The organism is Streptomyces sp. NRRL F-5123, from assembly GCF_000721495.1.
GTDB lineage: Bacteria > Actinomycetota > Actinomycetes > Streptomycetales > Streptomycetaceae > Actinacidiphila.
Map to the genome: position 1 here is coordinate 17,103 of NZ_JOHY01000056.1, position 24,286 is coordinate 41,388.

A 24,286-nucleotide genomic window follows, 5' to 3' on the forward strand; every position below is an offset into this window, starting at 1 on the left:
GTGGCAGGCCGCACGCTGAGGAGGTGCGCATACTCGTGGTGGAAGACGAACGCAGGCTGGCCGAACTCCTCGGCGACGGGCTGAGCCGCGAGGGCTTCGCCGTCGACCTCGCCCACGACGGGCGCGAGGGGCTGTGGATGGCCACCGAGCAGAGTTACGACGCGATCGTGCTCGACGTGATGCTCCCGGAGCTGGACGGCTACGGCGTCTGCCGCAGGCTGCGCGAGGCCGGCGTGTGGACGCCGATCCTCATGCTCACGGCGATGGACGGCGAGTACGACGAGGCCGAGGGGCTCGACACCGGCGCCGACGACTACCTCACCAAGCCCTTCTCCTACGTCGTGCTGCTCGCCCGGCTGCGCGCGCTGGTGCGGCGCGGGCTGCGCGAGCGCCCCGCGGTGCTGGCGGTGGGCGACCTTCGGGTCGACCCGGCGGGGCTGCGCGCGAGCCGCGGCGACGTGCTGATCCCGCTGACGCCCAAGGAGTTCGCGATCCTGCACTGCCTGGCACGGCGGGCCGGCGAAGTGGTGCCCAAGTCCGAACTGCTCGCGCGGGCCTGGGATTTCGCCTACGACGGCGACTCCAACGTGGTCGAGGTCTACATCAGCGCGCTGCGCCGCAAGATCGACAAGCCCTTCGGCCGCAGCACGCTGCGCACCGTACGCGGCGCCGGCTACCGGCTGGAGGCCTGAGATGAGCGTCCGGCTGCGCACCACGCTCGCCGCGACCGCCGTGGTGGCCGTGGCCCTCGGCCTCGCCGCGGCCGCGCTCCTGCTGTCGCTGCACGCGAGCCTGACCCGCTCGGCGCGGGAGCTGGCCGTCCAGGACGCGGGGCGGAATGCCGCGATGTTCCTGGAGCAGCACGGCGCGGCGGGCGGCGGCACGCCGAAAGGCGGCACCACGGTCGCCGGCGGGAACGCGGGGCAGGCGCCGGACCAGCTGCCGCCGGGGATACCGCTGCCCGGGAACAGCGGCGGCAAGGTGGTCGTCTCCGTGAACGTGGACGCCGGCGCGGGCCCGGTCACCATTCAGGGCACCGCTTCCCTGGCGCCGGTCCGCGCCGCGATGCGCACCCTCACCTGGGTGCTGGTTCCCGGCATCCCCGCGCTGCTCGCGCTGGTCGCCCTGCTGTGCTGGCACACCACCGGGCGGGCGCTGCGTCCGGTGTCCGCGATCCGCGCGAAGGTCGCCGAGATCACCGCGCGGGATCTGCACGAGCGCGTTCCCGAGACGGACGCGCGCGACGAGGTCGCGGCCCTGGCCCGTACCGTCAACGCCACCCTCGACCGGCTGCAGACGGCGGTCGGCGCGCACCGGCAGTTCGTCGCCGACGCGGCGCACGAGCTGCGCAGCCCGATGGCGGTGCTGCGCACCCGGCTGGAACTGGCCGCGCCGCCGGAGCAGCACCTCGCCCGCGAGGCGCTCGCCGACGTCGAGCGCCTCCAGACGCTCACCGCCGACCTGCTGCTGCTCGCCCGGCTCGACGCCCGCGAGCCGATCCGCACCCGGGAGACGGACCTGGCGCAGATCGTCGCCGAGGAGGCGGCGCGGGCCCGGCCGCGCGGCGACGTCGCGGTGCGGATGCGGCTCACCCCCGACGTATTGATCGACGGCTCGCCGGACCACCTGCGGCGGATGGTGGCCAACCTCGTCGACAACGCGGTCCGGCACGCGGCGGGGGCGGTGACCGTCGAGCTGACCCGCGACGGGGCGTGCGGCCGGGCGCGGCTGGACGTGGCCGACGACGGTCCCGGTATCCCGGCCGAGCACCACGCCACCGTCTTCGACCGCTTCACCCGGCTCGACCACGCGCGGACCCGCGACACCGGCGGATCGGGGCTCGGCCTGCCGATCGCCCGCGACATCGCGCTCGCCCACCGCGCCTCGCTCCAGGTCGTCCCCGGCGGCGGGCCGGGGGCGACGCTGCGCGCGTCCTTCCCGCTCCGTGCCCCCGCCGGCCGCTGAGCTCGCCGGCCGCGCCTGCCGTTCAGCCCGCGGCGAAGCAGATCTGCGCCGCGCTCACCACGGTGCCGAATCGCGGGAAGTCCAGTGCGACCGCGGCCTCGTGCTCGGCGGCGGTCAGGGCCGCCATCGCGTCGGCCGCGAAGACCAGCCGGTAGTCCAGGTCCGAGGCGGCCCGGGCGGTGGACTCCACGCCCAGGTTGGTGGCGATCCCGGCGAGCACCAGGGTGTCCACGCCGCGCTCGCGCAGCAGCTCGTGCAGGCCGGTGTCCAGGAAGCCGCCGATGGTGCGCTTGACGACGACGAGGTCGCCGTCCCGTACCACGCCCGCCGCCAGATCGCTGCCGGCCGGCTGGTCGGCGACGCCGGGCCGCTGCGTCCGGACGGCCACCACGGTGGCGCCCGCGGCCCGGAAGGCGCCGGCCAGCTCCAGAGCAGCGGCGAGCACCGCGGGGCCGGGCACCGGGGCGAGGGGTAAGGCGACGATGCGGTCCATGAGATCGATGGTGACCAGCGCGGTGCGCGCCGGGTCGAGGCCGGGGGCGAGCGGGGATTCGCCGCGGCGTCCGTGATCATGTGCGGTCATGTGCGGTCACCCTACCGGCAGCCCCCGCCCGGCCGCCCGGTGTTCGCAACGGACCGCTTTCCGCTCGCGGACCGCCCCTGCAGTGGCCCCGGCGTGATCGGAACCAGCCCTGCCGCGGGCGGGTTCTGCCATCTTGTGTCGGCGTGCGCCACGGCCGCTAGTGTGGTGGACACGCAACGCAGCGGGAGGAGCACGACGTGGCGGAAAGCACCACGGGACAGCCGGTGGCCAACGGGAAGAAGCCGCAGCTCGATCTGACGGACGCCGAGTGGCTGTCGAGCAAGCAGGGCAACGGCGATGTGCAGATCGCCTTCGTCGAGGGCTACATCGCGATGCGCGACGGCCGGCACCCCGACGGCCCGGCGCTGATCTTCACCCCCGCGGAATGGCGGGCCTTCGTACTCGGCGCGCGCGACGGCGAGTTCGACCTGACCTGAGCGCCGCGGGGCCGGCCGGGGCACGCGCGCACGCGTACCCCGGCCCTTTCGTGTCAGGCCCGCGTCCCGGCCGTCACGGCCAGTTGCCCAGCTCCGGCAGCGGCCCGCCCTCCAGCGGCTCCTCCGGACGGCGCCCGGCGAACCACGCCGCGAGATCCGTGAGCCGGCCCTCGACCGCGACCGGCGTTCCACGGCCGAACGTCCACACCCCGCCGGTGTCGACGGCGGTGACCGTCAGCCCGACCCCGCCCGGTACCCGCACGGACAGGAAGTCGAGCAGGTGGGTACACAGCTGCGGCGACCAGCCGGACGGGCCCGCGCCGAGCAGCGCGTCCACCGTGTGGATCTCCAGCTCCCGCCACCAGGCCAGCCCCACCGTGCGCAGAGTGCCGTCGCGGTACGCCACCGGGCGCCCCCAGTCGCCGGGCCCGACCGCGGCCCAGGACGTCTCCGCCTCGTCCAGGGCGTCGGCCAGTGCCGCGGACAACCGCGCCGCGGGGCGGCCGTACCCGGCCTCGATCGCGGCGTCCCGCGCGGGCCTGCCGCCGTCGTAGACCTCGATCGTCCTGCCCCGCAGCGCGTAGCGCGCCTGCCGGGCGAGGGCCAGCCCGACACCCTCGATGTGGGTGAGTACATGGCCGCGCGTCCAGCCGGGCAGCGCGCTCGGGGCGCGCAGCACCTCGTCGGTCAGCCCCCCGGTGAGCCCGCGCAGCCTGGTCAGGCCCGCCGTGAAGGCCGCCTGCAGATCGGGCTGCGGCTGCTCCGCCGCGCCCTCGCCGTCCGTCCCGCCCGCAGTCCGCTCGGTCACGGCCACAGCAGTCCCCTTTCCCATCCCTCGCCGGTGTGCGTGTAGACGACCCTGGTGTGCCGCCGGTCCCGGTCGCCCTGCCAGAACTCGACGGTCTCCGCGTGCAGCGTGTAGCCGGTCCATCCCGGCGCGACCAGCCCGGGGTCGGCCTCGACGCGGGCGGCGGCCTCGCGCACCGCCGCGTCCAGGACCGCCGGCTCGGGCAGGGGCGTGGACTGCCGGCCCAGCAGCGCCTCGGCGCGCGCGGCGGGCGAGCGGGCCAGGAAGTCCTCGGCGCTGACGGCCGCGCTCCCCGGCTCCACCCGGCCGCGGATCCTGACCTGCCGGGCGAGCGGCGACCAGTAGAAGGTGAGCGCGGCCGCCGGCTGCGCCGCCAGCTCGCGGCCCTTGCGGCCGCCCGCGTCGGCGGCGAAGTGCCAGCCGTCGGGGGAGACGTCCTTGAGGATCAGGACGCGGGCGGCCGGGGCGCCGTCCTCGCCCGTGGTGGACAGGGTCATCGCGTGCGGCTCGCGGACCCCGGCCCGTACGGCCGCGAGCAGCCAGTCGACGAACAGCTCGCGCGGGTCGGGCGGCAGCGTGCCGAGGTCGAAGCCGGGCAGATCTCCGGCGAACACGTCCAGTCCGCGCAGCAGTTCACGCAGGTCGGACACAGACACCCCCTCTGTGTTAATGGTTTTCGCTGACGATACCATTAGGTCATGGCCGCTGATCATCTCGCGCTGGACCTCGCCGTCACCATTCGTCACGACGGGCACGGCGGCGTCGCCGACGACCTCGCCGAGCCGGCCGGGCTGACGCGCTGGGTGCGTGCGCACGCCGACGCGCTGGGGGCCGACCTCGCGGCGGGCGGCGGCGCCACCGCCCCCTTCGCCGCCGAGGACTTCACGGCCGACGCCGCCGCGCTCGCCGCCGCCGTCGAGGTGCGCACCGCGCTGCGTGCGCTCTTCGCCCGCGCGGTGCGGCCGGGCGCGGCCAGCTCCGCGGACGAGGGGCGGCTGCCGCCCGCCGGTCAGGCGCTGGAGCGGCTCAACGCGGCCGCCGCGCTGGTCCCGTACGCGCCCCGGCTGGAGTGGCCCGCCGACGGGCCCGCGACTGCCGCGCGCGCCGCCGCCCGCACCCCGCGGGCCGCCGACCTCGTCGCCGCCGCGCTCGCCCGGCACGCCATCGCCTTCCTCGCCGGGCCCGACCGGGAGCGGCTGCGGGCGTGCCCGGCGCCGCGCTGCGTGCGCTACTTCGTCAAGGAGCACACCCGCCAGGAGTGGTGCAAGCCGTCGTGCGGCAACCGCGCCCGCGTCGCCCGGCACGCCGCTCGGCAGCGCGCCGCGTCCGGCCTCGCCGACCAGGCGTAGCGGAGGGGTACGGCGGCGGTACGGCGGGGCGGCCGCGGGGGAGCCGCACGGACCCGCAGGGAGCCACCGCGCGCCACTGACGCAGCGTCACTCGTCCGGGTGAGTTCGGCCCGTGGGGGCTACGCGCGGTAACGGGGCGCACCGGGGGCGCACGGAGGAACGGGCCTGGCGGCGCGTACCCCCGGGAACGCCGTCCCGGCCCCGCGTGGCAGGCTCCGCAGCGGCCTTCCGGCCTTCCGGCCTTCCGGCCTTCCGGCCTTCCGGCCTTCCGGGCGACCGCGCTCCGCGTACGCTCCCCGCCGCCTCGCGAGCCGTGTCCGGCCGTGCCCCTGCCGGGCCGTGGCCGAGCGGATCCCGCCTGCCCGGCGGTGCCCGACACGCGCGCCTTCCCCTGCCTTCGGCGGGAGGTGCCCGGTGCGCTCTCCCCCTGGGTGTCGCGGCCCCGGAGGTGCTCCCACGCGGCTGAAGGCTGCTCCCGGGCGAAGCACCGTCGGGCACGGCCCGGTGGCCGACCGGCACGGCTGTTCCCGCTCACACACCGCACCTGACGGCGTACGCTGTGAGGCCGTACGAGGTCGACAGGCGGAGCGCGAGTGCGGCGGCGCGGCCGCCTGAGCCCCACCGGCCGCGAGGGGGTGCCCATGTCGCAGCGCCACACCCGGCTGCGGCCTGCGCTGCTCGAACGCGACGCTCAACTCCTCGCCGTGGAAGAGGCACTGGACGAGCTGACCGGACGGCGCGCCGACGGGACCGGGTGCGAGGAGGCTGCGCGCAGCGGCGGCCTGCTCGCCTTCTCCGGACCCGCGGGCCTGGGCAAGACCGCGCTGCTCGCCGAGGTGCGCCGGCAGGCCACCGGCCGCGGCTGCACCGTGCTGTCCGCGCGCGGCGGCGAGCACCAGCAGCACGTCGCCTTCCACGTCGCCCGGCAGCTGCTGCAGCCGCAGTTCGCCGCGGACGGCGAGGCCGAGGCCCGGGCCGCGCTGGGCAGCTGGTACGACGTCGTCGGCCCCGCGCTCGGCCTGTGCACCGCCGAGGGCGACGCGTCCGACGCCCAGGCGCTGCGCGACGGCCTCGACTGGGTGCTCACCCACCTCGCCGTGAAGCGCGCGCCCGTGGTGCTGGTCCTCGATGACGCCCACTGGGCCGACGCGCAGTCCCTCAACTGGCTGGCCGCTTTCGCCCCGCGCACCGACGACCTGGCCATGCTCCTGGTCATCGGCTACCGGCCGGACGAACTCCCGCCGGACGCCGAGGCGTTCCGCGGCCTGCCCGGCAGGTCCGGGCACCGCCCGATCGGGCTGCCACCGCTCACCGAGGCCGCCGTCGCCCGTATCGTGCGCGACGCCGTGGGCGCCCACGCCGACGACGCCTTCTGCCGCGAGTGCTTCGAGGTCACCTCCGGCAACCCCTTCGAGGCCGTCGAGCTGGCCGCCAAGGTCGCCGAGCACGGCGTCACCCCGGACCGCACCGCCCTGCACCAGCTGCGCGACCTCGCCGCCGCCGTCAAGGGCCCCGGTTTGGCCCGCCGGCTGGACCGGCTCGGCTCGTCCACCGTGCGGCTCGCCTGGGCCGTGGCCGTGCTCGGCACCGCCGGCACGCACGAGCTGGCCGCCGACGTCGCGGGGCTCGGCCACGAGGAGGCCGTCGACTGCGCCGAACGGCTGCGCGCCGCCCGTATCCTCGCCGGCGGCGAGACGATGGACTTCGTCCACCCGCTCATCGCCACCGCCGTCTACCGCGCCATCCCCGACACCATCCGGATCGGCCTGCACGCCCAGGCCGCGTGGTCGGTCGTGGACGCCGGGCTCGGGCCCAGCGCAGCCGCCCGGCACCTGCTGGAGACCCGCCCGGCCGGCGACCCGTGGGTCGTCGCCCAGCTGCGGGCCGCCGCCCGCGACACCCTGCGCGCCGGTGCTCGCGAGGCCGCCCGCAGCTACCTGCGCCGGGCGCTGCGCGAACCGCCGCAGGACGACGACCGGGCCGCGGTCCTCTACGAGCTGGCGTGCGCCTCGCAGCTGCTCGAACCCTCCGTCACCGTCGGCCATCTGAAGGCCGCCCTGGAGGAGCCCACGGGCGACCCGGCGCTGCGTGACGGCATCGTCTTCCGGCTGTCGCAGTCGCTCGCGCACAGCGACCAGCTCGGCGAGGCCGCCGAGGTCGTGGCCCGGGCCGCCCGCAGCGCCACCACCGCCCGCGGGCGGCTGCGCATGCAGGCCGAGCAGTTCATGTGGGACGCCTTCCGCGCCGACGAGCCCGACTCGCAGGGCCGCTCCAAGCGGTTGACCCTGCTCGCCGACCGGCTGACCGGGCGGGACGCCACAGAGCGCTACATCATCGGCCTGCGCGCGTGGGACGCGACGCTGCGCGGCGAACCGGCCGGCGAGGCCCTGCGGCACTCCGAACGCGCCCTGGCCGGCGGCCTGCCCTGGGCCGACGAGACGCGCGGCTTCGAGGTGCCGGTGCTCGTTGCCATGACCTACGCCTACGCCGACCGGCCCGAGCGCACCGAGGAGCTGTTCGCCACCGGCATCGATGAGTTCGAGCGGTTCGGCTTCCACGGCGCCCATCTCGCTTTCGGCCAGGTGCTGCTCGGCTACGTCCGCTACCGACAGGGCCGGCTCGCCGACGCCGAGCGCGCCGCCCGCGACGGCCTCCGGCTCGCCGAACGCGTCGGGCGCGGCACCCCGGTGCACTGGTACGCGGTGGCCGGGCTGGTCGCGGTGCTGCTGGCCCGCGGGCAGGTCGCACCCGCCGTCGAGGTCGCCGGCGACCAGGCCTTCCACGCGCCCTTCCCGTCCGCCGTCACCTTCCCCGACGCCCAGGCGGTGTACGGCGAGCTGCTGCTCGCCCAGGGCCGGTACACCGAGGCCGCCGCGGTCCTGGCCGAGACCGGCGGACGGCTGGACCGGCGCGGCTGGCGCAACCCCGCCTGGTGCCCTTGGCAGATCCACCTCGCGCTCGCCCAGCAGCACGCGGCGCCGGACAGCGCGCTGACCACCGCGCTGGACGCCGTGAGCCGGGCCCGGCACTACGGTGCCGGCTCCGCGATCGGGCAGGCGCTGCGGGCCGCGGGCCTGGTCTCCACGGGCGCCGAACGGCTGCGGCTGCTGGCGGAGGCCGTGACGTACCTGGACGCGTCGCCCGCGGTGCACGACCTCGCGGGCGCCCTCGTCGACCTCGGGAGCGCGCTGCGGGCGGCGGGCAGCCACGGAGAGGCCGCCGACCGGCTGCGCACGGGCCTCGCCGCCGCGGAGAAGTGCGCCGCGGACGGTACGGCGGAGCGGGCCCGGGCCGAATTGGCGCTGATCACCGCCGCACGGGGCGCTGCGGGCTGAGCCCGGCCCAGTACCATGGCGGCATGTCCTTCCTCCGCCGCCGCCCCGCCACGCCCACCGGGCCGGACTTCGACGTTCTCGCGATGGACCCGGGGGACTGGCCCGGCGACCTGGGCGCCGGCCTGCTGCCCGGCCCCGACGGGCGCTGCGAGGGCATCTACCTGCGCTACGACCTCTTCGGGGGCCGCGGTCCCGCGATGCTCATCGGCAATCTTCCGGAGGGCTCGCCCGCGCGCCAGCTGGAGGAGGGGCAGGTGCCCTTCGAGGTGGCGCAGCTGCTGGCCGCGCTCGGCAACGACGAGCCGGCGGTGGTGACCGAGACCGAGGACACCCCGGTCTGGCAGGGGGACGGGCTGCTCATCGTGCGCCGCATCAAGATCTCCGAGTCGCGCGTCGCCTGCGCGCAGTTCGACCGCAGCGACGGCGTCCAGGTGACGATCGCCACGTGGGACCGGCCGATCACCGACGACCTCTACCAGCTGCTCAAGCCGCTGCCCGCGGAGATGTTCCAGGCCGGCTGAGCCCCCGCGCTCAGCCCGACCGCTCAGCGGGTGCCGACCGCCGCGCGCACGGCCCTGCGGGCCAGCCCGCAGTCGTCGTGCAGCCGACGCAGCAGCAGCCGCTGCTCCTCGCCCGTCTCGGCGGCGCCCGGCGCCACCGGGGCCGTGGCGCGCATCGTGCGCTGGACGGCCGTCTCGTAGGTGCGGATCTCCCGCGTCAGCACGAGCATCAGGTTCACCAGGAACGCGTCCAGCGCGGCGGGCCCCTGACTCTGCGCCTGCTGGCTGATCTGGCGGCGCGCCGCCTCGTCGTCGCCGAGCACCGACCACAGCACCGCCAGGTCGTAGCCCGGCAGATACCAGCCCGCGTGCTCCCAGTCGACCAGCGACGGGCCGGCGGGCGACAGCAGGACGTTGGACAGCAGGGCGTCGCCGTGGCAGAACTGCCCCTGGGAGTGGGCCAGTCCGTGCAGCAGCTTCTGCAGGTCGCCCATGTCCCGATCGGTCAGCAGGCCCAGCTCGTGGTAACGGCCGAGCCGCGCCGCGTAGTCGATCGGCGCGTCGAAGGAACCGGGCGGCGGGCGCCACGCGTTGATCCGCGCGTACGCCGACAGGGCCGCCCGCACGTCACCGCGGGCCGGGGCGTGCGAAGGGTGGCGCTGCGGCGATACCACCCGGCCGGGCATCCGCTCCATCACCAGCACGCAGCTCTCCGGGTCGGCGGCGATCAGCCGCGGGACCCGCACCGGAGGGCGGTGGCGGACGAAGGTGCGGTAGGCCGCTATCTCGTGGCGGAAACGATCCGCCCACGCGGGGGAGTGGTCCAGCAGGCACTTCGCCACGGCCGGGGCGCGCCCCGAGGTGCCGACCAGCAGAGCGGTGCGGCCGCCGCGGCGCAGCAACTGGACGGGGGTGAACTCGGGGCAGATCCGCTGCACCGCGGCGACCGCGGTCCGCAGCTGGGCTCCCTGCGGGCCGGTCAAGTCGAGTCTCCCGCTGAGCGGATGGGGCCCGCCGAGCGTCGCGCGCCGCAGGCCGGCCGCCGGCCGCGGTCTGAGCGCCGGTTCGGGCACGACGGGGAAGCCCTGGCGGCTCGCAGCCGGCCGGGCAGGAGTGGGACGGGGCGGGGCGGACACGGAGGACGATGCCGAATACATGGGAGAAAGCAGATCCCTTCGTGTGCCAGCAGGCGAGGAAACGCCGGGCCCCGGCCCGGCACCGCACCCTGGGGAATGCGGCGCCGGGACGGGGTGGCGCGTTCCTACCTGACACCCTGGCAGCCGTGGCAGACCATCTGGCGGACCCTGGCGAACCCTGGCGAATAGTCACGGGGCCCATGTCGGGGGGATGTCGGGGGGAATAGTGTCAACAGCGCCGAGGAACCTGGGGGCTTGACGTGGGCAATGTGGCCAACACCCGACTCGCGGACCTGTTCGCACTCACCGGCTGGTCCAAGGGCGAGCTCGCACGGCTGGTCAACCGGCAGGCGGCGGCCATGGGCCACCCGCAGCTGGCGACCGACACCTCGCGGGTGCGCCGCTGGATCGACACCGGCGAGTCGCCGCGCGATCCCGTGCCGAAGGTGTTGTCCGTGCTGTTCACCGAGCGTCTCGGCCGTGTCGTGACCATCGAGGATCTCGGGTTCGACCGGCGCCGGCAGACGAGCAGGAAGAAGGCCGACGACGGCCTTCCGTGGGCGCCGGACAGAACGGCCGCGGTCCTCACCGAATTCACGGGAATGGACCTCATGCTCAACCGACGCGGTCTGGTGGGCGCGGGCGCCGCGCTCGCCTCCAGCACCGTCATCAGCAATGCCATGTACGACTGGCTGCACTCCGACCCGGTCCTCGCGGCCGACGCCCCGGTCCTCGACGATCCGCTGCACGCCGACCCCGCCGACTACGACCGCTACGAGGCGGCCCCGGTCGGCTCGCAGGAGGTCGACTCGCTGGAGGCCTCGGTGCAGGTCTTCCGCGCCTGGGACGCCTCACGCGGCGGCGGGCTCCAGCGCAAGGCCGTCGTCGGCCAGCTCAACGAGGTCGGCGGCATGCTCTCGTACCACCATCCGGCGCACCTCCAGCGCCGGCTGTGGGGCGTGGCCGCCAACCTGGCGGTCCTGGCCGGCTGGATGTCCCACGACATCGGCCTCGAACCCACCGCGCAGAAGTACTTCCTGATCGCCGCGCACGCCGCGCGCGAGGGCGGCGACCGGCCGCGCGCCGGCGAGGCGCTATCCCGTGCCGCCCGGCAGATGGTCCACCTCGGCAAGCCCGAGCAGGCACTGGACCTGATGAAGCTCGCGCAGTCCGGCGCGGGCGAGCAGTCGCTGCCGCGCACCCGTGCCATGCTGCACACCATCGAGGCCTGGGCGCAGGCGTCGATGGGGCGCGGCCAGGCGATGCGCCGCACGCTCGGCGAGGCCGAGGAGCTGTTCGTGTCGGACCGGACCGACGGCCCGGCCCCCGACTGGATGCAGAACTTCGACGAGGCCGACCTGCACGGCATGCAGGCCCTCGCCTACCGCACCCTCGCCGAGCACGACCCCGCGGCCGCCGTGCAGGCCCAGCACCACGCCAAGCAGGCGCTGGGGCTGCGCACCGAGGGGCACGAGCGGTCGACCATCTTCGACTACCTGTCGCTCGCCTCGGCCTGCTTCATCGCCGACGACCCCGACCAGGCCGACCGCTACGCCCGGATGGCGCTGCTCACCATCGGCCAGACCTCCTCGCACCGCACCTGGGACCGGCTGCGCGAGATGTACCGCCTCACCGGGCGCTACTCCGACTACACCCGGGTGCGGGAGCTGCGGCAGGAGATCGAGTCGAAGCTGCCGCGGCAGAAGGGGGGAGGCGCCGGCGGAGCCCGCTACCGTGAGGCCTGACGGCCTCGCCGGGCACCGGTACTGCGCACTCTCCTCACACCGTTTCCCGGACCGGAATCCGGCTGTCCGCTGCCGCTGACACGGCACCGTACGGCCGTCCCGTGGTGTGCGCCCCGCCGCTGCCGCTCAGCCGATCCTGGCGATCAGCACGCACGCGTCGTCCTCGCGGTCCGGGGTGCCGAACTCCTCCGCCACCAGCCGTACACAGTCCTGTGCGCTCCTGGTGGCGGTGAGCCGCGGTGCCATGGCGAGCAGCCGGTGCCCGCCCCCGTCGCTCTCCGGTGTGCCCTGGCCGTCGGCCGCGGCGCGCCGCGGAACGAGCCCGTCGGTGTGCAGCACCAGCAGGTCGCCGGGCGCCAGCTGCTCGCTGGCCTGGGCGTACTGCGCACCCGAGGTCGCGCCGAGCAGCACGCCGTCCGGCGCGTCCAGCAGCCGCCCTGCCCCGTCGCGGAAGAGCAGCGGGGCGGGGTGGCCGGCCTGCGCCCAGTGCAGCACCCGGGTGGCCGGGTCGTAGCGGCAGCACAGCGCGCTGCCCAGGGCGGGCTGCGGGGAGGTGTCGAGCAGTTCGTTGAGCCAGCCCATCAGCGGGCCGGGCTGGAGGCCCGCGACGGCCATGCCGCGCAGCGCGCCGAGCAGCATCGCCATGCCGGAGGTGGCGGCGACGCCGTGGCCGGTGAGATCCCCGACGGTCAGTAACGACGAGCCGTCCGGCAACTGCATCGCGTCGTACCAGTCGCCGCCGATCAGCGCGCTGGTCGCGGACGGCAGGTAGTGCGCCGCCAGATCCATCGTGGTCGGCCCCCCGTCCTGCGGGAAGCGCTGGGCGCCGCGCCACGGGGGCAGCACGGCTTCCTGCAGCTCGACCGCCATCCGCCGCTCGGTCTGTGCGATCTGCCGCTGCCGCTGCAGCGACTCCCTGGTCTCGCGCAGGGTGCGCTGGCTGCGCCGCAGGTCGCTGACGTCCCGCAGTACCGCCCACATCGACTCCGTGCCGCCGTCGGTGCCGAGCACCGGCTCGCCCACCATGTGCACGGTGCGGACCGAGCCGTCGCCGCGCACGATGCGGAACTCGCCGTCGATCGGCCGCCCGTCCACCAGGCAGCCGGTCACCATGCCGGTCAGCAGCGCCTGGTCCTCGGCGAACAGCCACGACGGCAGCTCGTCCAGCGTGAGCGGCCCGTCGTCCGCGGCGCGGCCGAAGATCCGGTACAGCTCGTCCGACCAGTGCGCGGTGTCGGTGAGCAGATCCCACTGGGCGCTGCCCGCCCGGCCCAGCGCGCCCACGGCGGCCGCGTCGGGCCCGCTGTCACGCAGCGGCACGTCCAGCAGCAGCGGCCGCCCGTCGGGCGTGCCGGTGTCGGTGAGGCCGTCCCGCAACTGCCCGAGGTGGGCGCCGAGGTCGTCGAGCTGGTGCACCGCGAGGTCGCACAGCGCGCGCCGCCAGCGCAGCTGGGGATCCCCGTCGCCGTCGCCGTCGCGCAGCATCGCGTCGACCCGGGTCCGCAGGTGGCGCGCCTCGGTGATGAGTGCGTCCACCGCACCGGGGTCGGGCAACTGTGCGGCGGTGTGATCCGCATGCGTTGGGGACGGCATGACGCACTCCGAACGTGTCTGCTGGCAGGCGCTCTCGGCCGTGGCGGACGGAAGGGGCCGGTAACGACTGTTGCACAGGGAGCGATGGCCCGTAAGGGTTTCCGCGATACCCGATCCGGTGGTGCTTCTGGCATATGCCACGTGCTCAGCGCGTTTTTGGCCGTCCGGTGGCCATCCGGCCGCCGTCCGGCCGCCGCCCCGCGGACGCGTCGACGCCCCCTGGGAGCCATCTTGCTCCTGGTGGCGAGGGTCCCGGAAGCGACAGCTCGCCTCCGAGTCGGTAGGCTGCCGCCGCCCGTCCCCCTCGTGGTCCACCCCTGCCGCCAGGCATGAAATGCCCGGTGGGAGGTAAGGATGCCGGGCATCAGCAGCGGAAATCCCGTTGCCATGGAATCCCCCGCACCGGATGCTGACCTCATGTTCGACCCAGACATAGCGCCCAGTGGCACTCTTCTCGGCCTCCTCCAGCGGGGGCGCGGAGACGGTCCCCTGCATGCCCTCGCGGCGCCGCGGGCCGAGGCACTCGCCGCCCTGGAGCACTGCGTGCTGCACGACCCCCGGCTGGACTGGCGGGTCGAGTCGCGCTCCCTCTACTACGCGCGGCTCTACTCCGACCTGGAGGGTCCGCTCGACGGGATCGAACAGCACCTCTTCCACCCCGACGACGTGATCGCCCCCGACGAGCACCGCTGCGGCTTGGCGCTGTCCGTCCTCGGCCACCTCGCCGGATACGGCCGGCGGGACGCGCTGCGGCTGCTGCGCCGCTACGCCGCGACCGGCGGCTGCTGGGAATGGGCCCTCGACGAACTCGCCGTCCGGGACGGGGAAGCCGGGCTGCGCGCCCTCGGCCCCGCCGTCGTCGCCCGCTTCCCGCGCACCCCCGAGGGCGACGCGGACCTCGCCCGTGCCGTCCGCGAGTCCTACGAGCCCCGGCCCTGGCAGCTGTGGGCCGAGGACACCGTGCACCCCGAGACCGCCGAACGCGTCCGGCGGGCCGGCGAACAGGTCAGCTTCGACCGCTGGCAGCGCCAGATGCGCTCGGCCGGCCCGACCCCCGGCTGGGGGGTCGCCGCCGTCCTGGACTGGGCGCAGCAGGGCCTCGACGCGCACCCCGCCGTCGAACGGGACCAGCCCGCCGCCCGCTGCCTGGCCGCCGTCGCCGGCCCCGAGGACCGCCCTGCGCTGCTGGCGGCCGCCGAGCACGGCCCGTCCGCCGCCCGCGCCGCCGCCCTGCGGTACATGTCCGACCGCCGCGACCCGCGCTGCCTCGACCTGATCGGCGCCGCCGCCGAATCCGCCGACGAGCGCGTGCTGCGGGCCGCCGTCGAGTCCTTCGAGCGCATGCACGACGCCGCCGCTCTGGACCGCGCCCGCAGCTGGGCCTCCCGCACCGACGCGCTCGGCGCCGCCGCCGCCCGCACCCTCGCCCGGCACGGCGAGCCCGCCGACAGCGACCTGGTGCTCGCCGCGCTGCGCCGCGCCGTCCGGAACGACGGGGCCGACGCCGAGGGCATCGAGCCGCTCGTCGAGGGTGCGGGGCGGCTCGCCGCCTCCCACGCCGCCCCGCTGCTGCGCCATCTGTACCGCGAGACCTCCAGCTCGCAGCTCCGCGGCACCGCCGCCCGCGCCCTGGCCGGCGTGGACCCCGGCTTCGCCGCGGGCTTCGCGGTGGAGTGCCTGTGGGACTGCGAGGAGGCCACCCGGGAGCTGGCCGCGCACCGCGCCGCCTCCGGTGACGTCCGGGTCCTGGCCCAGTTGCGCCGCCTCGCCGCCGATCCGGCCGAGGAGGCCGAGGTGCAGACCGCCGTCCGCGGCAGGCTCAGCTCCGGCGGCACCGGGCGCTGAAGCGCCCTTCGCGGTGCCGGGGCGGCGCCGGTCCGGGCCCGGGGCGCCGCTCGGGCCCGCGGGGTCTCCCGGACCCCACCGGGCGGGGGCGGAAGGCGGCTTGCGCCGCGGATTTCCGGGCCGGAGTGTGAGGCGCGGGCCAACGCTCACGGGGCGTTCCCCTTCGGGAAAGATCCTCGTGGCCGTGACAACGCCCGGTCCGGCGACAACCACCGTATGAGAGTCGCCATCGTCACGGAATCCTTCCCGCCCGACGTCAACGGTGTCGCCCACTGCGCCCTGCGCACCGCCGAACACCTCGCCAGGGCCGGCCACGACCCGCTGGTCGTCGCCCCCGCAGGACCCGGCGAGCAGGAGGCCGACGACCCTTGCCCGGTCGTCCGCGTCCCCTCCCTCCCGCTGCCCGGATACCCCCAGGTGCGCGTCGCGCTGCCCGGCCGCCGCACCGCCGCCGCCATCGCCGCGCACCGCGCCGACCTCGTCCACCTGGCCAGCCCCTTCGTCCTCGGCGTACGCGGCCAGGCCGTCGCGACCCGGCTGCGTATCCCCGCCGTCGCCGTCTACCAGACCGACCTGGCCGGCTACGCCAGGACGTATCTGAACGCCGGAGAGGCCGCCGCCTGGCGCCGCATCCGTGCCGTCCACTCCGCCGCCGCCCGCACCCTCGCGCCCTCCAGCGCGTCCGTCGCCGCGCTCACCGAGCACGGAGTCCCGCGCGTCCACCTGTGGCCGCGCGGCATCGACGCCGTCCGCTTCCACCCCCGCCGCCGCGACGAGGCACTGCGTCGCGAACTCGCCCCGCGCGGCGAGCTGATCGTCGGCTACGTCGGCCGGCTCGCCGCCGAGAAGCACGTCGAACTCCTCGCCGGGACGAGCGAACTGCCCGGCGTGCGGGTCGTCGTGGTCGGCGACGGCCCCAGCGGGCCGGGGCTGCGCCAGACGATGCCGCGCGCGGTCTTCCTCGGCCGCAGGACGGGTGACGACCTCGCCCGGATCTTCGCGTCCCTCGACGTCTTCTGCCACACCGGCCCCTTCGAGACCTTCTGCCAGACCGTCCAGGAGGCCATGGCCAGCGGCGTCCCCGTCGTCGCCCCTGCCGCCGGCGGCCCCCTCGACCTCGTCGACCACGGCCGCACCGGCCTGCTCGTGCCGCCCGGCGACGACCTCGCGGTCCGCACCGCGGTGCGGCTGCTGCACTCCGACCCGCGGCTGCGCGTCCGCTACGGCGCCACCGCACGCGAGACGGTCGCCGCCCGCAGCTGGGAAGCCGTCGGCGACCTGCTGCTCTCCCACTACGCGCAGGTCCTCGGCGAGCGCGCGAGGGTCGCCGCATGAGGACCGCCGGCCTGCGCATCGTCCGCGTCGCGAACTTCGTCACCCCCGTCTCCGGCGGCCTGCGCACCGCGCTGCGCCACCTCGGCGAGGGGTACGCGGCGGCGGGACACGAACCCGTCCTCGTCGTCCCCGGCCCCGAGGCGTCCGACGAGACCACCCCGCAGGGCCGCGTCATCACCCTGCCCGGCCCGGAGATCCCCGGCAGCGGCGGCTACCGCGTCCTCGCCCGCCGCGCCCCCGTGGCCGCCGTCCTCGCATCGCTCGCGCCCGACCGGCTGGAGGTCTCCGACCGCACCACTCTGCGCTGGACCGGCGAATGGGCCCGGCGGCGCAGGGTGCCCGCCGTCATGGTGTCGCACGAGAGCGCCGACGGTGTCCTCGGCACCTGGGGCGTCCCGCGCGGCGCCGCCCGCCGCGCCGCCGACGCGCTCAACCGCCGCACGGCGCACTCCTACACGCGCGTCGTGTGCACCACCGCGTGGGCCGAGGAGGAATTCCGCCGGATCGGGGCCCGCAACGTCGTCCGCGCCCCGCTCGGCGTCGACCTCGGCGGCCTGCACCCCGCCCACCGCGACCCGGGACTGCGGGAGCGGTACGCGCACGGCGCCGCCGTCATGCTCGTGCTCTGCTCCCGGCTCAGCCCCGAGAAGCGGCCCGACGACGCACTGGAGGCCCTCGCGCACCTGCGGCGGGCCGGCGTCGACGCCGCCCTCGTCGTCGCGGGGGAGGGGCCGCTGCGCAGCCGGCTCACCGCCCACGCCAGGACGGCACGCCTGCCCGTGACCTTCCTCGGCCACGTCACCCGCCGCGACGACCTCGCGGCGGTCCTGGCGACCGCCGACGTCGCGCTGGCTCCCGGCCCCGTCGAGACCTTCGGGCTCGCCGCCCTCGAAGCGCTGGCCTGCGGCACGCCCGTGGTGGCCAGCACGCGGTCGGCGCTCCCCGACATCATCGGCCCCGCGGGCGGCTGCGGCACGACCCCCGCGGAGCTCGCGGCCGCCGTCCGTGCCCTCCTCGCGGTGCCCGCCCCCGCCCGCCGTGCCCGCGCCCGCGACCGCGCCGAGCTCTACACCTGGCCGGCCGCCGTCTCCGCCTTCCTCGCCGCCCACACCGCCCTTCCCGCCGGAATCCCCCGATGAGGCCCCACTCGCCGCCCGCGCCAGGGGACACCCGAGGGGGAGGGCACACGTCGTCCAGGGGCGCGTGGGGGCACCTCCGGGCGAAAGCCCCGGGGGAGAACGGCGTGCTCAGCCCTCGACCGGCGCAGGGGCGCCGACACCCCCGACGCGGCACCCCGCGGCGAAGGAGGCGGTCTCATGGGTGAGTTCAGGTTCGCCGTGCTGGGCGACTCCGTCAGCGAGGGCCTCGGCGACCCCGCGCCGGCCGGCGGCTGGCGCGGCTGGGCCGGCATCCTCGCCACGAGCCTGGACGCCGACCTCCTCAACCTCGCCCGCAGCGGCGCCCGCACGGGCGACGTCGCCGGCCCGCAGCTGAGCGCGGCGCTCGACCACCGCCCGCACCTCGCCTCCGTCCTGGTCGGCGGCAACGACACCCTGCGCGGCGGCTTCGCGATCGACCGCGCCGCGGCCGACCTCCACGCCGCCGTGGGCGCCCTGCGCGCCCACGGCACGGTCGTGCTCACCGCCTGCCTCCCGGACCCCGGCGCCGTGCTGCGGCTGCCGTGGCCGCTGGCCCGCCCGCTGGGCCGCCGGATGAGCGCCCTCAACGACACCGTGCACGCCCTGTCCGCCCACCACGGCGCCCTGCACCTGCACGCCGCCCGGCGGCCCTGGGTGACGAGCCCGGGGGCGCTGAGCGCCGACCGGCTGCACCCGAGCGAGACCGGTCACCGGATGCTGGCCGCCGACTTCCACGCGCTGCTCGCCGGCGCGGGCCTGACCGCCGGACCCGCGCCGCGGCTCGCCCCGGACGGTCCGCCGCCGGGCCGCACCGCCTCCGTGTGGTGGATGGCGACCCGCGGCACGAAGTGGGTCGCGGACCGCTGCACGGACCTGCTACCCGACCTGCTGCGGCTGGCCGCCGAGGAATACCGGCACACCGGCCGCGGCACCGCGCCGCTGCTCGACCACGCCGCCCGGGAGGCGACCGCCCGGGCCCTGGAGTCGCTGGGCGTCGGGGCGGCGGCGCCGGTTCACACCGCGGGGCGGGCCGAACGCAGCACGACGAAGCGGATCCTGCTGCCCGGCACGGACTGGGCCGCGGCGGGCAGCGACTCCTCGGGCACCACGCCGATCACCGGGTAGCCGCCGGTCGTCGGGTGGTCGGCGAGGAAGACGACGGGGCGCCCGTCCGGCGGCACCTGGACGGCGCCCGGCACCATGGGCTCGCTCGGCAGCTCCCCGTCCCGCCCGGCCGCCCGCTCCAGCGCGGGGCCGACGGTGCGCAGGCCGATCCGGTTGGAGGCGGGGGAGACCGCGTACTCGCCGGTGACCAGCGCGGTCAGCGCGCCGGGCGCGAACCAGTCGTCCCGCGGCCCCGGCACCAGCGGCAGGACCAGCTCGCCGCCCGCGGGCCCGTACGGCAGCACGTCGGCGGCCCGGCCGGCACCCCGCTCGGAGCCGACCGGCAGCTCGGCGCCCTCGGCGAGCGGCGCGGGCCCGAGCCCGGAGAGCAGGTCGGCGGAGCGGCTGCCCAGCACCGGCTCGACCGCGAACCCGCCGGCCACGGCGACGTACGAGCGCAGGCCTGCCGTCGCCGCGCCGACCTCCAGCACCGCGCCGTCCGGCACCCGCACCGGCGCCCCCCACGCGGCGGGCCGGCCGCCGACCCGTACCGGGCAGGGCGCCCCGGTCACGGCGACGAGCAGCGGCCGCACCGCCCGCAGCGCGCAGCCGTTCACCGTCGTCTCCAGCGCCGCGGCCCCCTCGGCGTTGCCGACCAGCCGGTTCGCGAGCCGGTACGCGGGCACGTCCAGCGCCCCGGACCGCGGCACCCCCAGATGCGCGTACCCGGCGCGCCCCAGATCCTGAACGGTCGTCAGCGCCCCGGCCCGCTCGACGACGAACCCCACGGCGCTCACCGGACTCCTCCGCCCGCCGTAAGGCCCGGACCGTCGCCGACCACGGTGACGGTCACGCCCGCGTCCGGCTCCCGCCGGGCTCCGACCAGAAGCACGCACTCCCGCCCCGGGCCCGGCCCGTAGTGCTCACGAGCCGTGTCACGAGCGTGCTGCCCGCACCCCGACCGCCACCCGACGCGAGCCCGCGCCCAAGCCGCCCGGCTCACGTCCGGCTCCCGCCCCGCGCGGTGCGGCGGGCCGGTGCGGAGTGCTTGCTCGGTTCGGCTCCCGTCCGCCCGGGGGACGTCGCTCACGTCCGGCTCCCGCCGTGCGTCGACCGGCGGCGCAGTGGGGCGAGTCCGCTCGGCTCGGTCCCCGTCTGCCCGGCGGGCCCCGCTCATGCCGTCACCTCCACGAAGCGGACCTCGGTGCCAGGCGACAGCAGCGCGGCGGGCTCGCGGGACGGCTCCCACAGCGGGGCGTCCGTCGTGCCGACGAGCTGCCAGCCGCCGGGGGACGAGCGGGGGTAGGCGCCCGCGTACGGGCCGGCCAGGGCGACCGAGCCAGCGGGCACCGCGGTGCGCGGCGTCGGCCGGCGCGGGAGGTGCAGCTCCGGCGGCAGGCCGGTCAGATACGCGAAGCCGGGCGCGAAACCGCAGAAGGCCACCCGGAAGGGCGTCGCCGTGACGATGCCGGGCAGCTCCTCCGGCGCGACCGACCACAGCGCGGCCACCTCCGCCACGTCGGGCCCGTCGAAGCGCACCGGCAGCTCCCGCAGCTCGCCGCTGCCGGGGCCGACCGGCGGCACCTCCCAGCCCGTCACGGCGGCGGCGAAGCCCCGCGGATCGGCGAGACCCGCGACCAGCACCGTCCGCGCGGCGGGCACGATCTCCCGCACCTCCGCGAACTCCCCGGCCGCGCGCCGCCGCAGCAGCTCGGCGTGCAGCGCCTGCGCACCCTCGCCGTCCTCGGTCTCGACCAGCACCGCGTCACGCCCCATGGGCAGCACCCGGTACCTCACGACGAACCCGCCCCGTACGTCATACGAACGCCGCCACCCGCAACCCGGCCCCCTCCAGGGCCTCCCGGACCCGGGCGGCGAGCCGGGCGGCGCCCGGCGTGTCGCCGTGGACGCACAGCGAACGCGCCGCGACCGGCACCGCCTGCCCGTCGACGGCGACCACCCCCGCACCCGAGGCGATCCGCACCGCCCGCTCCACCACCGCGTCCGGCTCGCCGACCACCGCACCGGGCTCGCGGCGCGGCACCAGCGTGCCCCGCGGGGTGTACGCGCGGTCGGCGAACGCCTCGGCCACAGCGGGCAGTCCGGCGGCGGACGCGGCCGCGAGCAGCTCCGAGCCGGGCAGGCCCAGCACCGGCAGCCGCCCCGCCAGCAGCACCCCGTCGACGATCGCGGCGGCCTGCTCCGCGTCGTGCACCGCCCGGTTGTACAGGGCCCCGTGCGGCTTGACGTACGCCACCCGCGCACCCGCCGCGCGCGCGAAGACCTCCAGCGCCCCTATCTGGTACGCCACTTCCGCCGCCAGCTCGCCCGGCGGCACGTCCATCGCCCGCCGACCGAAACCGGCGAGATCGCGGTAGGACACCTGCGCCCCGATGCGCACCCCGCTCGCCGCCGCCCGCTCGCACACCCGCCGCATCGTCGCCGGATCGCCCGCGTGGAAGCCGCACGCGACGTTGGCGCTCGTGACGACCTCCAGCAGTGCGTCGTCGTCGGTGAGATGCCAGCGGCCGAATCCCTCGCCGAGATCGGCGTTGAGGTCGACGACCGCCCCGGCCGTACCGTCGCCCGAGCCCGCGGCCGACCTGTCACCGGCCACGTCCACCACGTCCGCTACGTCCGCTACGTCCGCCATGCCCGCCTCGCCGTCCTCTCCCTGCCTCCGCCCGCCCGCCCGCCCGCCCGCCCGGCCGGCCCCCGCGCCTGCCGTACGATGCCGGTGGACCGATCATGGCATCCCGCACCGACAACAGGCGCCCGCCCCGTGCCGATCCGTGCGGTTTCGTGCGATGTCGGTGGCACCGCCTAGTGTGTGGGGCGTGACCACGACCGTCCCGTATCCGCTGCCGGGCGCCGCGCGGCCGGCGCCGGGCCCCGCCGCAGACGAGGGGCTGGCCCGCCGCCTCAAGGCGCTCGCCTGCACCGCCCCGCTGCACGACCTGGACGCCCGCAAGGCGAATCTCGCGGGCGAGTACTCGGTGTACGCGATGGCGGAGGTCGCGCTCGCCGCGATCGACCTGGTCACCCTCCACATGGACTTCGACACCGGCGCCGACCACGACCAGATAGTGGCCAGGCTGATGCCCCGGGTCGCCGCCCAGACGCCCTCCCGCTCCCACGCCGAGCACGAGCGGGTCGCCCGCTGGGTGCTGGAGAACCTGATCAACGTCGGCAGCGCCGACCGCGGATTCCGCGCCGTCTACGGCACGTTCGGCCCCGACGGGGAGTACGTCCGCAGGGACTACGACTTCAAGCTCGTCGAGGAGGTGCCCGGCCCCGGCGGCGGCGTCTACCTGCGCGCCACCGACGAGGCCGTCAACGTCCTGGTGGGCGCGCTGGACACCGACGTCACCAGCGCCCAGATCGCCGCCGAGGTCAAGCTGGAGGTGCTGATCAGCCGCGGCCGGCTGGCCGACGCCCAGCTCGCCGCCGAGCAGGCCCGCTACCGCACGGTGCAGTACGCCGAGACGCTGCGCCGCACCCTGGAGGCGACCCGGCGCAACGTCCGGGCGGTGGACTGGCTGCGGCAGGTCCCCGACCTGATCTCCGAGGCCCTCGACCACGTCGCGGACCGCTACCGGCACGAGAACGCGATCCTGACCAACATCCGCAAGGCGCGCGACGAGGCGGAGGACCCCGAGCACAAGCGGCGCGCCGCCGAGCTGGTCGACATCGTCAAGGACTGCATCCGGCGGCACACCCAGCTCCAGTCCCGGCTGCTGGAGGCAGGCCCGCTCTTCCGCGCCGAGCAGGACCGGCAGGCCTTCGCCACGCCCCCCGCCCGCGCCGGGCTCGACCTGTACGGGCAGCTCGTCGCGCCGCTGCTGCCGCTGCCGGTCGAGCAGGCCTCCCGGGTCACCGACGCCTTCTTCGCGCGCGGCACCGGCCTGCGCACCCCGGCCGCCGTCCGCGTCACCGACCTGGTCGAGCTGCTGCTCACCCCGCCGGTGGAACGCGACCACCTCGGCGCCGAGATGCCCGAGCCGGACCTCGTCGCCACCCCGGACGACAGCCGCTTCTCCGACGAGCAGCTCGAAGCCGCCCTCGACCTGCTGGACCTGCCGCACGACGCGCCGCGCCGGCTGTCCGGCCTGCTCGCCCAGGCCCGCGCCCTCGACCCGGAACTGCCCTACCTCGTCGCGCTGCTGTCCCTGCACGCCGCGTCACCGCCGGTCGGCACCGCCGTACGGCAGGGCGAGCCGCAACTGCTCTTCGCCGTGGACGACGGCACGGAACTGGACGACCCGGAATTCGGCGGCGCCGACCTCGTCCTCGGCACCGCCCGCCTCGCCGCCCGCCCCGCGGAGCAGCCCAAGGAGCAGAAGGAGAGGACGCCGTGACCGACGACCGCGAGGAGCGCACCGACCGCCGGAGCGCGGCGGCCCCCGCGCCCGGCGCAGGAGCGGGCCGCGACACCGCGCGTGAGGCGTACGACGGGTACGACGCCCGCGACGCCTACGAGCAGCCCCGCGAGGCCCCGCGCGAGCGGGACGCGCTGCGCGACCGGGAGGGCGGCGCGCTGACCGCCGGCGACGTCGCCGATGCCGCGCGGCTGGTCGGCTTCGGCCTCCAGCCCAAGCTGCTGCCCGCCCGCGACGCCGAATACGCCGAACTGATCCGCCGCCACCGCGAGGACCCGGGCTTCGCCCGCACCGCCGACGCGGTCGCCGCCGGACTCGGCCTGATCGTCCTGGAGGTCTCGCCGCGCGCCGGGATGGCCGTCGCCGCCGCCGAGGACTCCGTCTTCGCCGTCCGCATGGGCGACTACACCCGCCGCGCCGCCTCCGACGCCGGCGACCGCTTCCTGCACGGCCTGGCCCACCTGGCCGCCGCCGCGCTCGCCTTCCCCCGCCCCGAGGACCTCGCGGACGACGGCTACATCGGCCGTATCACCGTCAACGGGGTGGACGCCTTCGTCCGCCAGGCCTGCCGCCGGCTGGAGGAGCGGGCCGGCGAGAGCGGCGAGATCACCGACCCGGCGAGTGACGCCCCAGGCCTCGAAGCCGCCTGGCGGGTCTACAGCAGGCGCAGCGCGACCGGCGCCACCAAGGACGCCCGGCGGCTGGCCGGTTCCACCACCGGCATCATCGCCAAGGCCGTCACCTTCCTGGTCGACTCCGGCTTCCTCCAGCGCACCGGCGACGAGGCGGGCGGCACGTACCGCACCACCGCCCGCTACCAGCTCCAGGTCCGCGACATGGCAGGCAGTTCGGCCATGGCCGAACTGCTGGAACTCGGTGTCGTACCCGTCACCGACGGCACCGCGAGCCTGCTGCCCGCCGCCTCCGACGACGGCACGGACCTGGTGGCCGACGCGGGACTGCCCTTCCACACCCCCGCCTGACGCCCTGTCTCTTATACACATCTCCGAGCCCACGAGACAGGCAGAAAACT

21 protein-coding genes are annotated in these 24,286 nt (G+C 76.3%); 13 read left to right on the forward strand and 8 right to left on the reverse strand.

Going from position 1 to position 24,286, the window contains the following annotated elements:
- The first annotated feature begins 23 nt into the window (after nucleotides 1-23).
- Nucleotides 24-692, forward strand: a complete 669-nt coding sequence (locus IH54_RS0131465; protein WP_031523445.1) for a response regulator transcription factor — start codon at nucleotides 24-26, stop codon at nucleotides 690-692.
- Nucleotide 693: 1 nt separating this feature from the next.
- Nucleotides 694-1,965 carry a sensor histidine kinase gene (locus tag IH54_RS0131470; RefSeq protein WP_043182817.1) on the forward strand — a complete coding sequence of 424 codons (1,272 nt, stop codon included), beginning with the start codon at nucleotides 694-696 and terminating at the stop codon, nucleotides 1,963-1,965.
- Between the two features lie 22 nt (nucleotides 1,966-1,987).
- Here the strand turns inward: IH54_RS0131470 and IH54_RS0131475 are convergent, their stop codons facing one another.
- Nucleotides 1,988-2,548, reverse strand: a complete 561-nt coding sequence (locus IH54_RS0131475; RefSeq protein ID WP_031523450.1) for an isochorismatase family protein — start codon at nucleotides 2,546-2,548, stop codon at nucleotides 1,988-1,990.
- A gap of 197 nt (nucleotides 2,549-2,745) precedes the next feature.
- On the opposite strand from IH54_RS0131475, the gene IH54_RS0131480 reads away from it, so the two are divergent.
- Complete coding sequence (locus IH54_RS0131480; protein ID WP_031523452.1) at nucleotides 2,746-2,985, forward strand: DUF397 domain-containing protein; 240 nt, start codon at nucleotides 2,746-2,748, stop codon at nucleotides 2,983-2,985.
- A gap of 73 nt (nucleotides 2,986-3,058) precedes the next feature.
- On the opposite strand, the gene IH54_RS0131485 is transcribed toward IH54_RS0131480, so the two are convergent.
- Both IH54_RS0131485 and IH54_RS0131490 read right to left on the reverse strand, forming a co-directional pair.
- Nucleotides 3,059-3,793, reverse strand: a complete 735-nt coding sequence (locus tag IH54_RS0131485; protein ID WP_052398088.1) for a maleylpyruvate isomerase family mycothiol-dependent enzyme — start codon at nucleotides 3,791-3,793, stop codon at nucleotides 3,059-3,061.
- Complete coding sequence (locus tag IH54_RS0131490) at nucleotides 3,790-4,443, reverse strand: pyridoxine/pyridoxamine 5'-phosphate oxidase (RefSeq protein WP_234344095.1); 654 nt, start codon at nucleotides 4,441-4,443, stop codon at nucleotides 3,790-3,792. Before IH54_RS0131490 ends, IH54_RS0131485 begins: the two co-directional genes overlap by 4 nt.
- Nucleotides 4,444-4,491: 48 nt before the next feature.
- On the opposite strand from IH54_RS0131490, the gene IH54_RS0131495 reads away from it, so the two are divergent.
- From IH54_RS0131495 to IH54_RS0131505, 3 genes are all read left to right on the forward strand, one after another.
- Nucleotides 4,492-5,142: an ABATE domain-containing protein gene (locus IH54_RS0131495; protein ID WP_031523458.1), complete on the forward strand. Its 651-nt coding sequence runs from the start codon at nucleotides 4,492-4,494 to the stop codon at nucleotides 5,140-5,142.
- Between the two features lie 641 nt (nucleotides 5,143-5,783).
- Nucleotides 5,784-8,477, forward strand: a complete 2,694-nt coding sequence (locus IH54_RS0131500) for an ATP-binding protein (RefSeq protein WP_078862674.1) — start codon at nucleotides 5,784-5,786, stop codon at nucleotides 8,475-8,477.
- 23 nt (nucleotides 8,478-8,500) lie between these two features.
- Nucleotides 8,501-8,998, forward strand: a complete 498-nt coding sequence (locus tag IH54_RS0131505; protein WP_031523462.1) for a hypothetical protein — start codon at nucleotides 8,501-8,503, stop codon at nucleotides 8,996-8,998.
- 23 nt (nucleotides 8,999-9,021) lie between these two features.
- On the opposite strand, the gene IH54_RS0131510 is transcribed toward IH54_RS0131505, so the two are convergent.
- Nucleotides 9,022-10,134, reverse strand: a complete 1,113-nt coding sequence (locus tag IH54_RS0131510) for an aminoglycoside phosphotransferase family protein (RefSeq protein ID WP_031523465.1) — start codon at nucleotides 10,132-10,134, stop codon at nucleotides 9,022-9,024.
- A 239-nt stretch (nucleotides 10,135-10,373) separates the two neighbouring features.
- On the opposite strand from IH54_RS0131510, the gene IH54_RS0131515 reads away from it, so the two are divergent.
- A complete protein-coding gene (locus IH54_RS0131515; RefSeq protein ID WP_031523467.1) occupies nucleotides 10,374-11,858 on the forward strand; it encodes a hypothetical protein in 1,485 nt (494 codons plus the stop codon).
- A gap of 126 nt (nucleotides 11,859-11,984) precedes the next feature.
- On the opposite strand, the gene IH54_RS0131520 is transcribed toward IH54_RS0131515, so the two are convergent.
- Nucleotides 11,985-13,451 (reverse strand): PP2C family protein-serine/threonine phosphatase, encoded by a 1,467-nt coding sequence (locus IH54_RS0131520; protein ID WP_031523470.1) that lies wholly within the window; start codon nucleotides 13,449-13,451, stop codon nucleotides 11,985-11,987.
- A gap of 417 nt (nucleotides 13,452-13,868) precedes the next feature.
- On the opposite strand from IH54_RS0131520, the gene IH54_RS0131525 reads away from it, so the two are divergent.
- The 4 genes from IH54_RS0131525 (at nucleotide 13,869) to IH54_RS0131540 (ending at nucleotide 18,895) form a co-directional block, all read left to right on the forward strand.
- Nucleotides 13,869-15,296: a HEAT repeat domain-containing protein gene (locus IH54_RS0131525; protein WP_031523472.1), complete on the forward strand. Its 1,428-nt coding sequence runs from the start codon at nucleotides 13,869-13,871 to the stop codon at nucleotides 15,294-15,296.
- Nucleotides 15,297-15,512: 216 nt separating this feature from the next.
- The gene (locus IH54_RS0131530) at nucleotides 15,513-16,631 is read left to right on the forward strand and encodes a glycosyltransferase family 4 protein (RefSeq protein WP_031523475.1); all 1,119 of its coding nucleotides are present in this window, start codon (nucleotides 15,513-15,515) and stop codon (nucleotides 16,629-16,631) included.
- Entirely contained in the window at nucleotides 16,628-17,770 is a 1,143-nt protein-coding gene (locus tag IH54_RS0131535) for a glycosyltransferase (RefSeq protein ID WP_078862671.1), read from the forward strand. The genes IH54_RS0131530 and IH54_RS0131535 overlap by 4 nt, the downstream gene beginning before the upstream one ends.
- 177 nt (nucleotides 17,771-17,947) lie before the next feature.
- On the forward strand, nucleotides 17,948-18,895 hold the full coding sequence (locus tag IH54_RS0131540) for an SGNH/GDSL hydrolase family protein (protein WP_063762413.1): 948 nt from the start codon (nucleotides 17,948-17,950) through the stop codon (nucleotides 18,893-18,895).
- Here the strand turns inward: IH54_RS0131540 and IH54_RS43795 are convergent.
- From IH54_RS43795 to IH54_RS0131555, 3 genes are all read right to left on the reverse strand, one after another.
- Nucleotides 18,784-19,671 (reverse strand): biotin-dependent carboxyltransferase family protein, encoded by an 888-nt coding sequence (locus IH54_RS43795; protein ID WP_078862673.1) that lies wholly within the window; start codon nucleotides 19,669-19,671, stop codon nucleotides 18,784-18,786. The genes IH54_RS0131540 and IH54_RS43795 overlap by 112 nt on opposite strands.
- Nucleotides 19,672-20,047: 376 nt before the next feature.
- Nucleotides 20,048-20,650 carry a 5-oxoprolinase subunit B family protein gene (locus IH54_RS0131550; RefSeq protein WP_031523485.1) on the reverse strand — a complete coding sequence of 201 codons (603 nt, stop codon included), beginning with the start codon at nucleotides 20,648-20,650 and terminating at the stop codon, nucleotides 20,048-20,050.
- A gap of 40 nt (nucleotides 20,651-20,690) precedes the next feature.
- Nucleotides 20,691-21,527 (reverse strand): LamB/YcsF family protein, encoded by an 837-nt coding sequence (locus tag IH54_RS0131555; RefSeq protein WP_052398085.1) that lies wholly within the window; start codon nucleotides 21,525-21,527, stop codon nucleotides 20,691-20,693.
- Between the two features lie 154 nt (nucleotides 21,528-21,681).
- On the opposite strand from IH54_RS0131555, the gene IH54_RS0131560 reads away from it, so the two are divergent.
- The gene (locus IH54_RS0131560) at nucleotides 21,682-23,232 is read left to right on the forward strand and encodes a hypothetical protein (protein ID WP_234344097.1); all 1,551 of its coding nucleotides are present in this window, start codon (nucleotides 21,682-21,684) and stop codon (nucleotides 23,230-23,232) included.
- 155 nt (nucleotides 23,233-23,387) lie between these two features.
- The gene (locus IH54_RS0131565; protein ID WP_052398089.1) at nucleotides 23,388-24,236 is read left to right on the forward strand and encodes a hypothetical protein; all 849 of its coding nucleotides are present in this window, start codon (nucleotides 23,388-23,390) and stop codon (nucleotides 24,234-24,236) included.
- Nucleotides 24,237-24,286 lie beyond the last annotated feature (50 nt).

What these genes read in the sequence shown, in the direction of transcription:
- IH54_RS0131470 (WP_043182817.1), top strand. Translation starts at nt 694, where the DNA reads ATGAGCGTCCGGCTGCGCACCACGCTCGCCGCGACCGCCGTGGTGGCC.
- IH54_RS0131475 (WP_031523450.1), bottom strand. Translation starts at nt 2,548, where the DNA reads ATGACCGCACATGATCACGGACGCCGCGGCGAATCCCCGCTCGCCCCC.
- IH54_RS0131495 (WP_031523458.1), top strand. Translation starts at nt 4,492, where the DNA reads ATGGCCGCTGATCATCTCGCGCTGGACCTCGCCGTCACCATTCGTCAC.
- IH54_RS0131500 (WP_078862674.1), top strand. Translation starts at nt 5,784, where the DNA reads ATGTCGCAGCGCCACACCCGGCTGCGGCCTGCGCTGCTCGAACGCGAC.
- IH54_RS0131505 (WP_031523462.1), top strand. Translation starts at nt 8,501, where the DNA reads ATGTCCTTCCTCCGCCGCCGCCCCGCCACGCCCACCGGGCCGGACTTC.
- IH54_RS0131510 (WP_031523465.1), bottom strand. Translation starts at nt 10,134, where the DNA reads ATGTATTCGGCATCGTCCTCCGTGTCCGCCCCGCCCCGTCCCACTCCT.
- IH54_RS0131520 (WP_031523470.1), bottom strand. Translation starts at nt 13,451, where the DNA reads ATGCCGTCCCCAACGCATGCGGATCACACCGCCGCACAGTTGCCCGAC.
- IH54_RS0131525 (WP_031523472.1), top strand. Translation starts at nt 13,869, where the DNA reads ATGTTCGACCCAGACATAGCGCCCAGTGGCACTCTTCTCGGCCTCCTC.
- IH54_RS0131530 (WP_031523475.1), top strand. Translation starts at nt 15,513, where the DNA reads ATGAGAGTCGCCATCGTCACGGAATCCTTCCCGCCCGACGTCAACGGT.
- IH54_RS0131535 (WP_078862671.1), top strand. Translation starts at nt 16,628, where the DNA reads ATGAGGACCGCCGGCCTGCGCATCGTCCGCGTCGCGAACTTCGTCACC.
- IH54_RS0131540 (WP_063762413.1), top strand. Translation starts at nt 17,948, where the DNA reads ATGGGTGAGTTCAGGTTCGCCGTGCTGGGCGACTCCGTCAGCGAGGGC.
- IH54_RS0131550 (WP_031523485.1), bottom strand. Translation starts at nt 20,650, where the DNA reads ATGGGGCGTGACGCGGTGCTGGTCGAGACCGAGGACGGCGAGGGTGCG.
- IH54_RS0131555 (WP_052398085.1), bottom strand. Translation starts at nt 21,527, where the DNA reads ATGGCGGACGTAGCGGACGTAGCGGACGTGGTGGACGTGGCCGGTGAC.
- IH54_RS0131560 (WP_234344097.1), top strand. Translation starts at nt 21,682, where the DNA reads ATGTCGGTGGCACCGCCTAGTGTGTGGGGCGTGACCACGACCGTCCCG.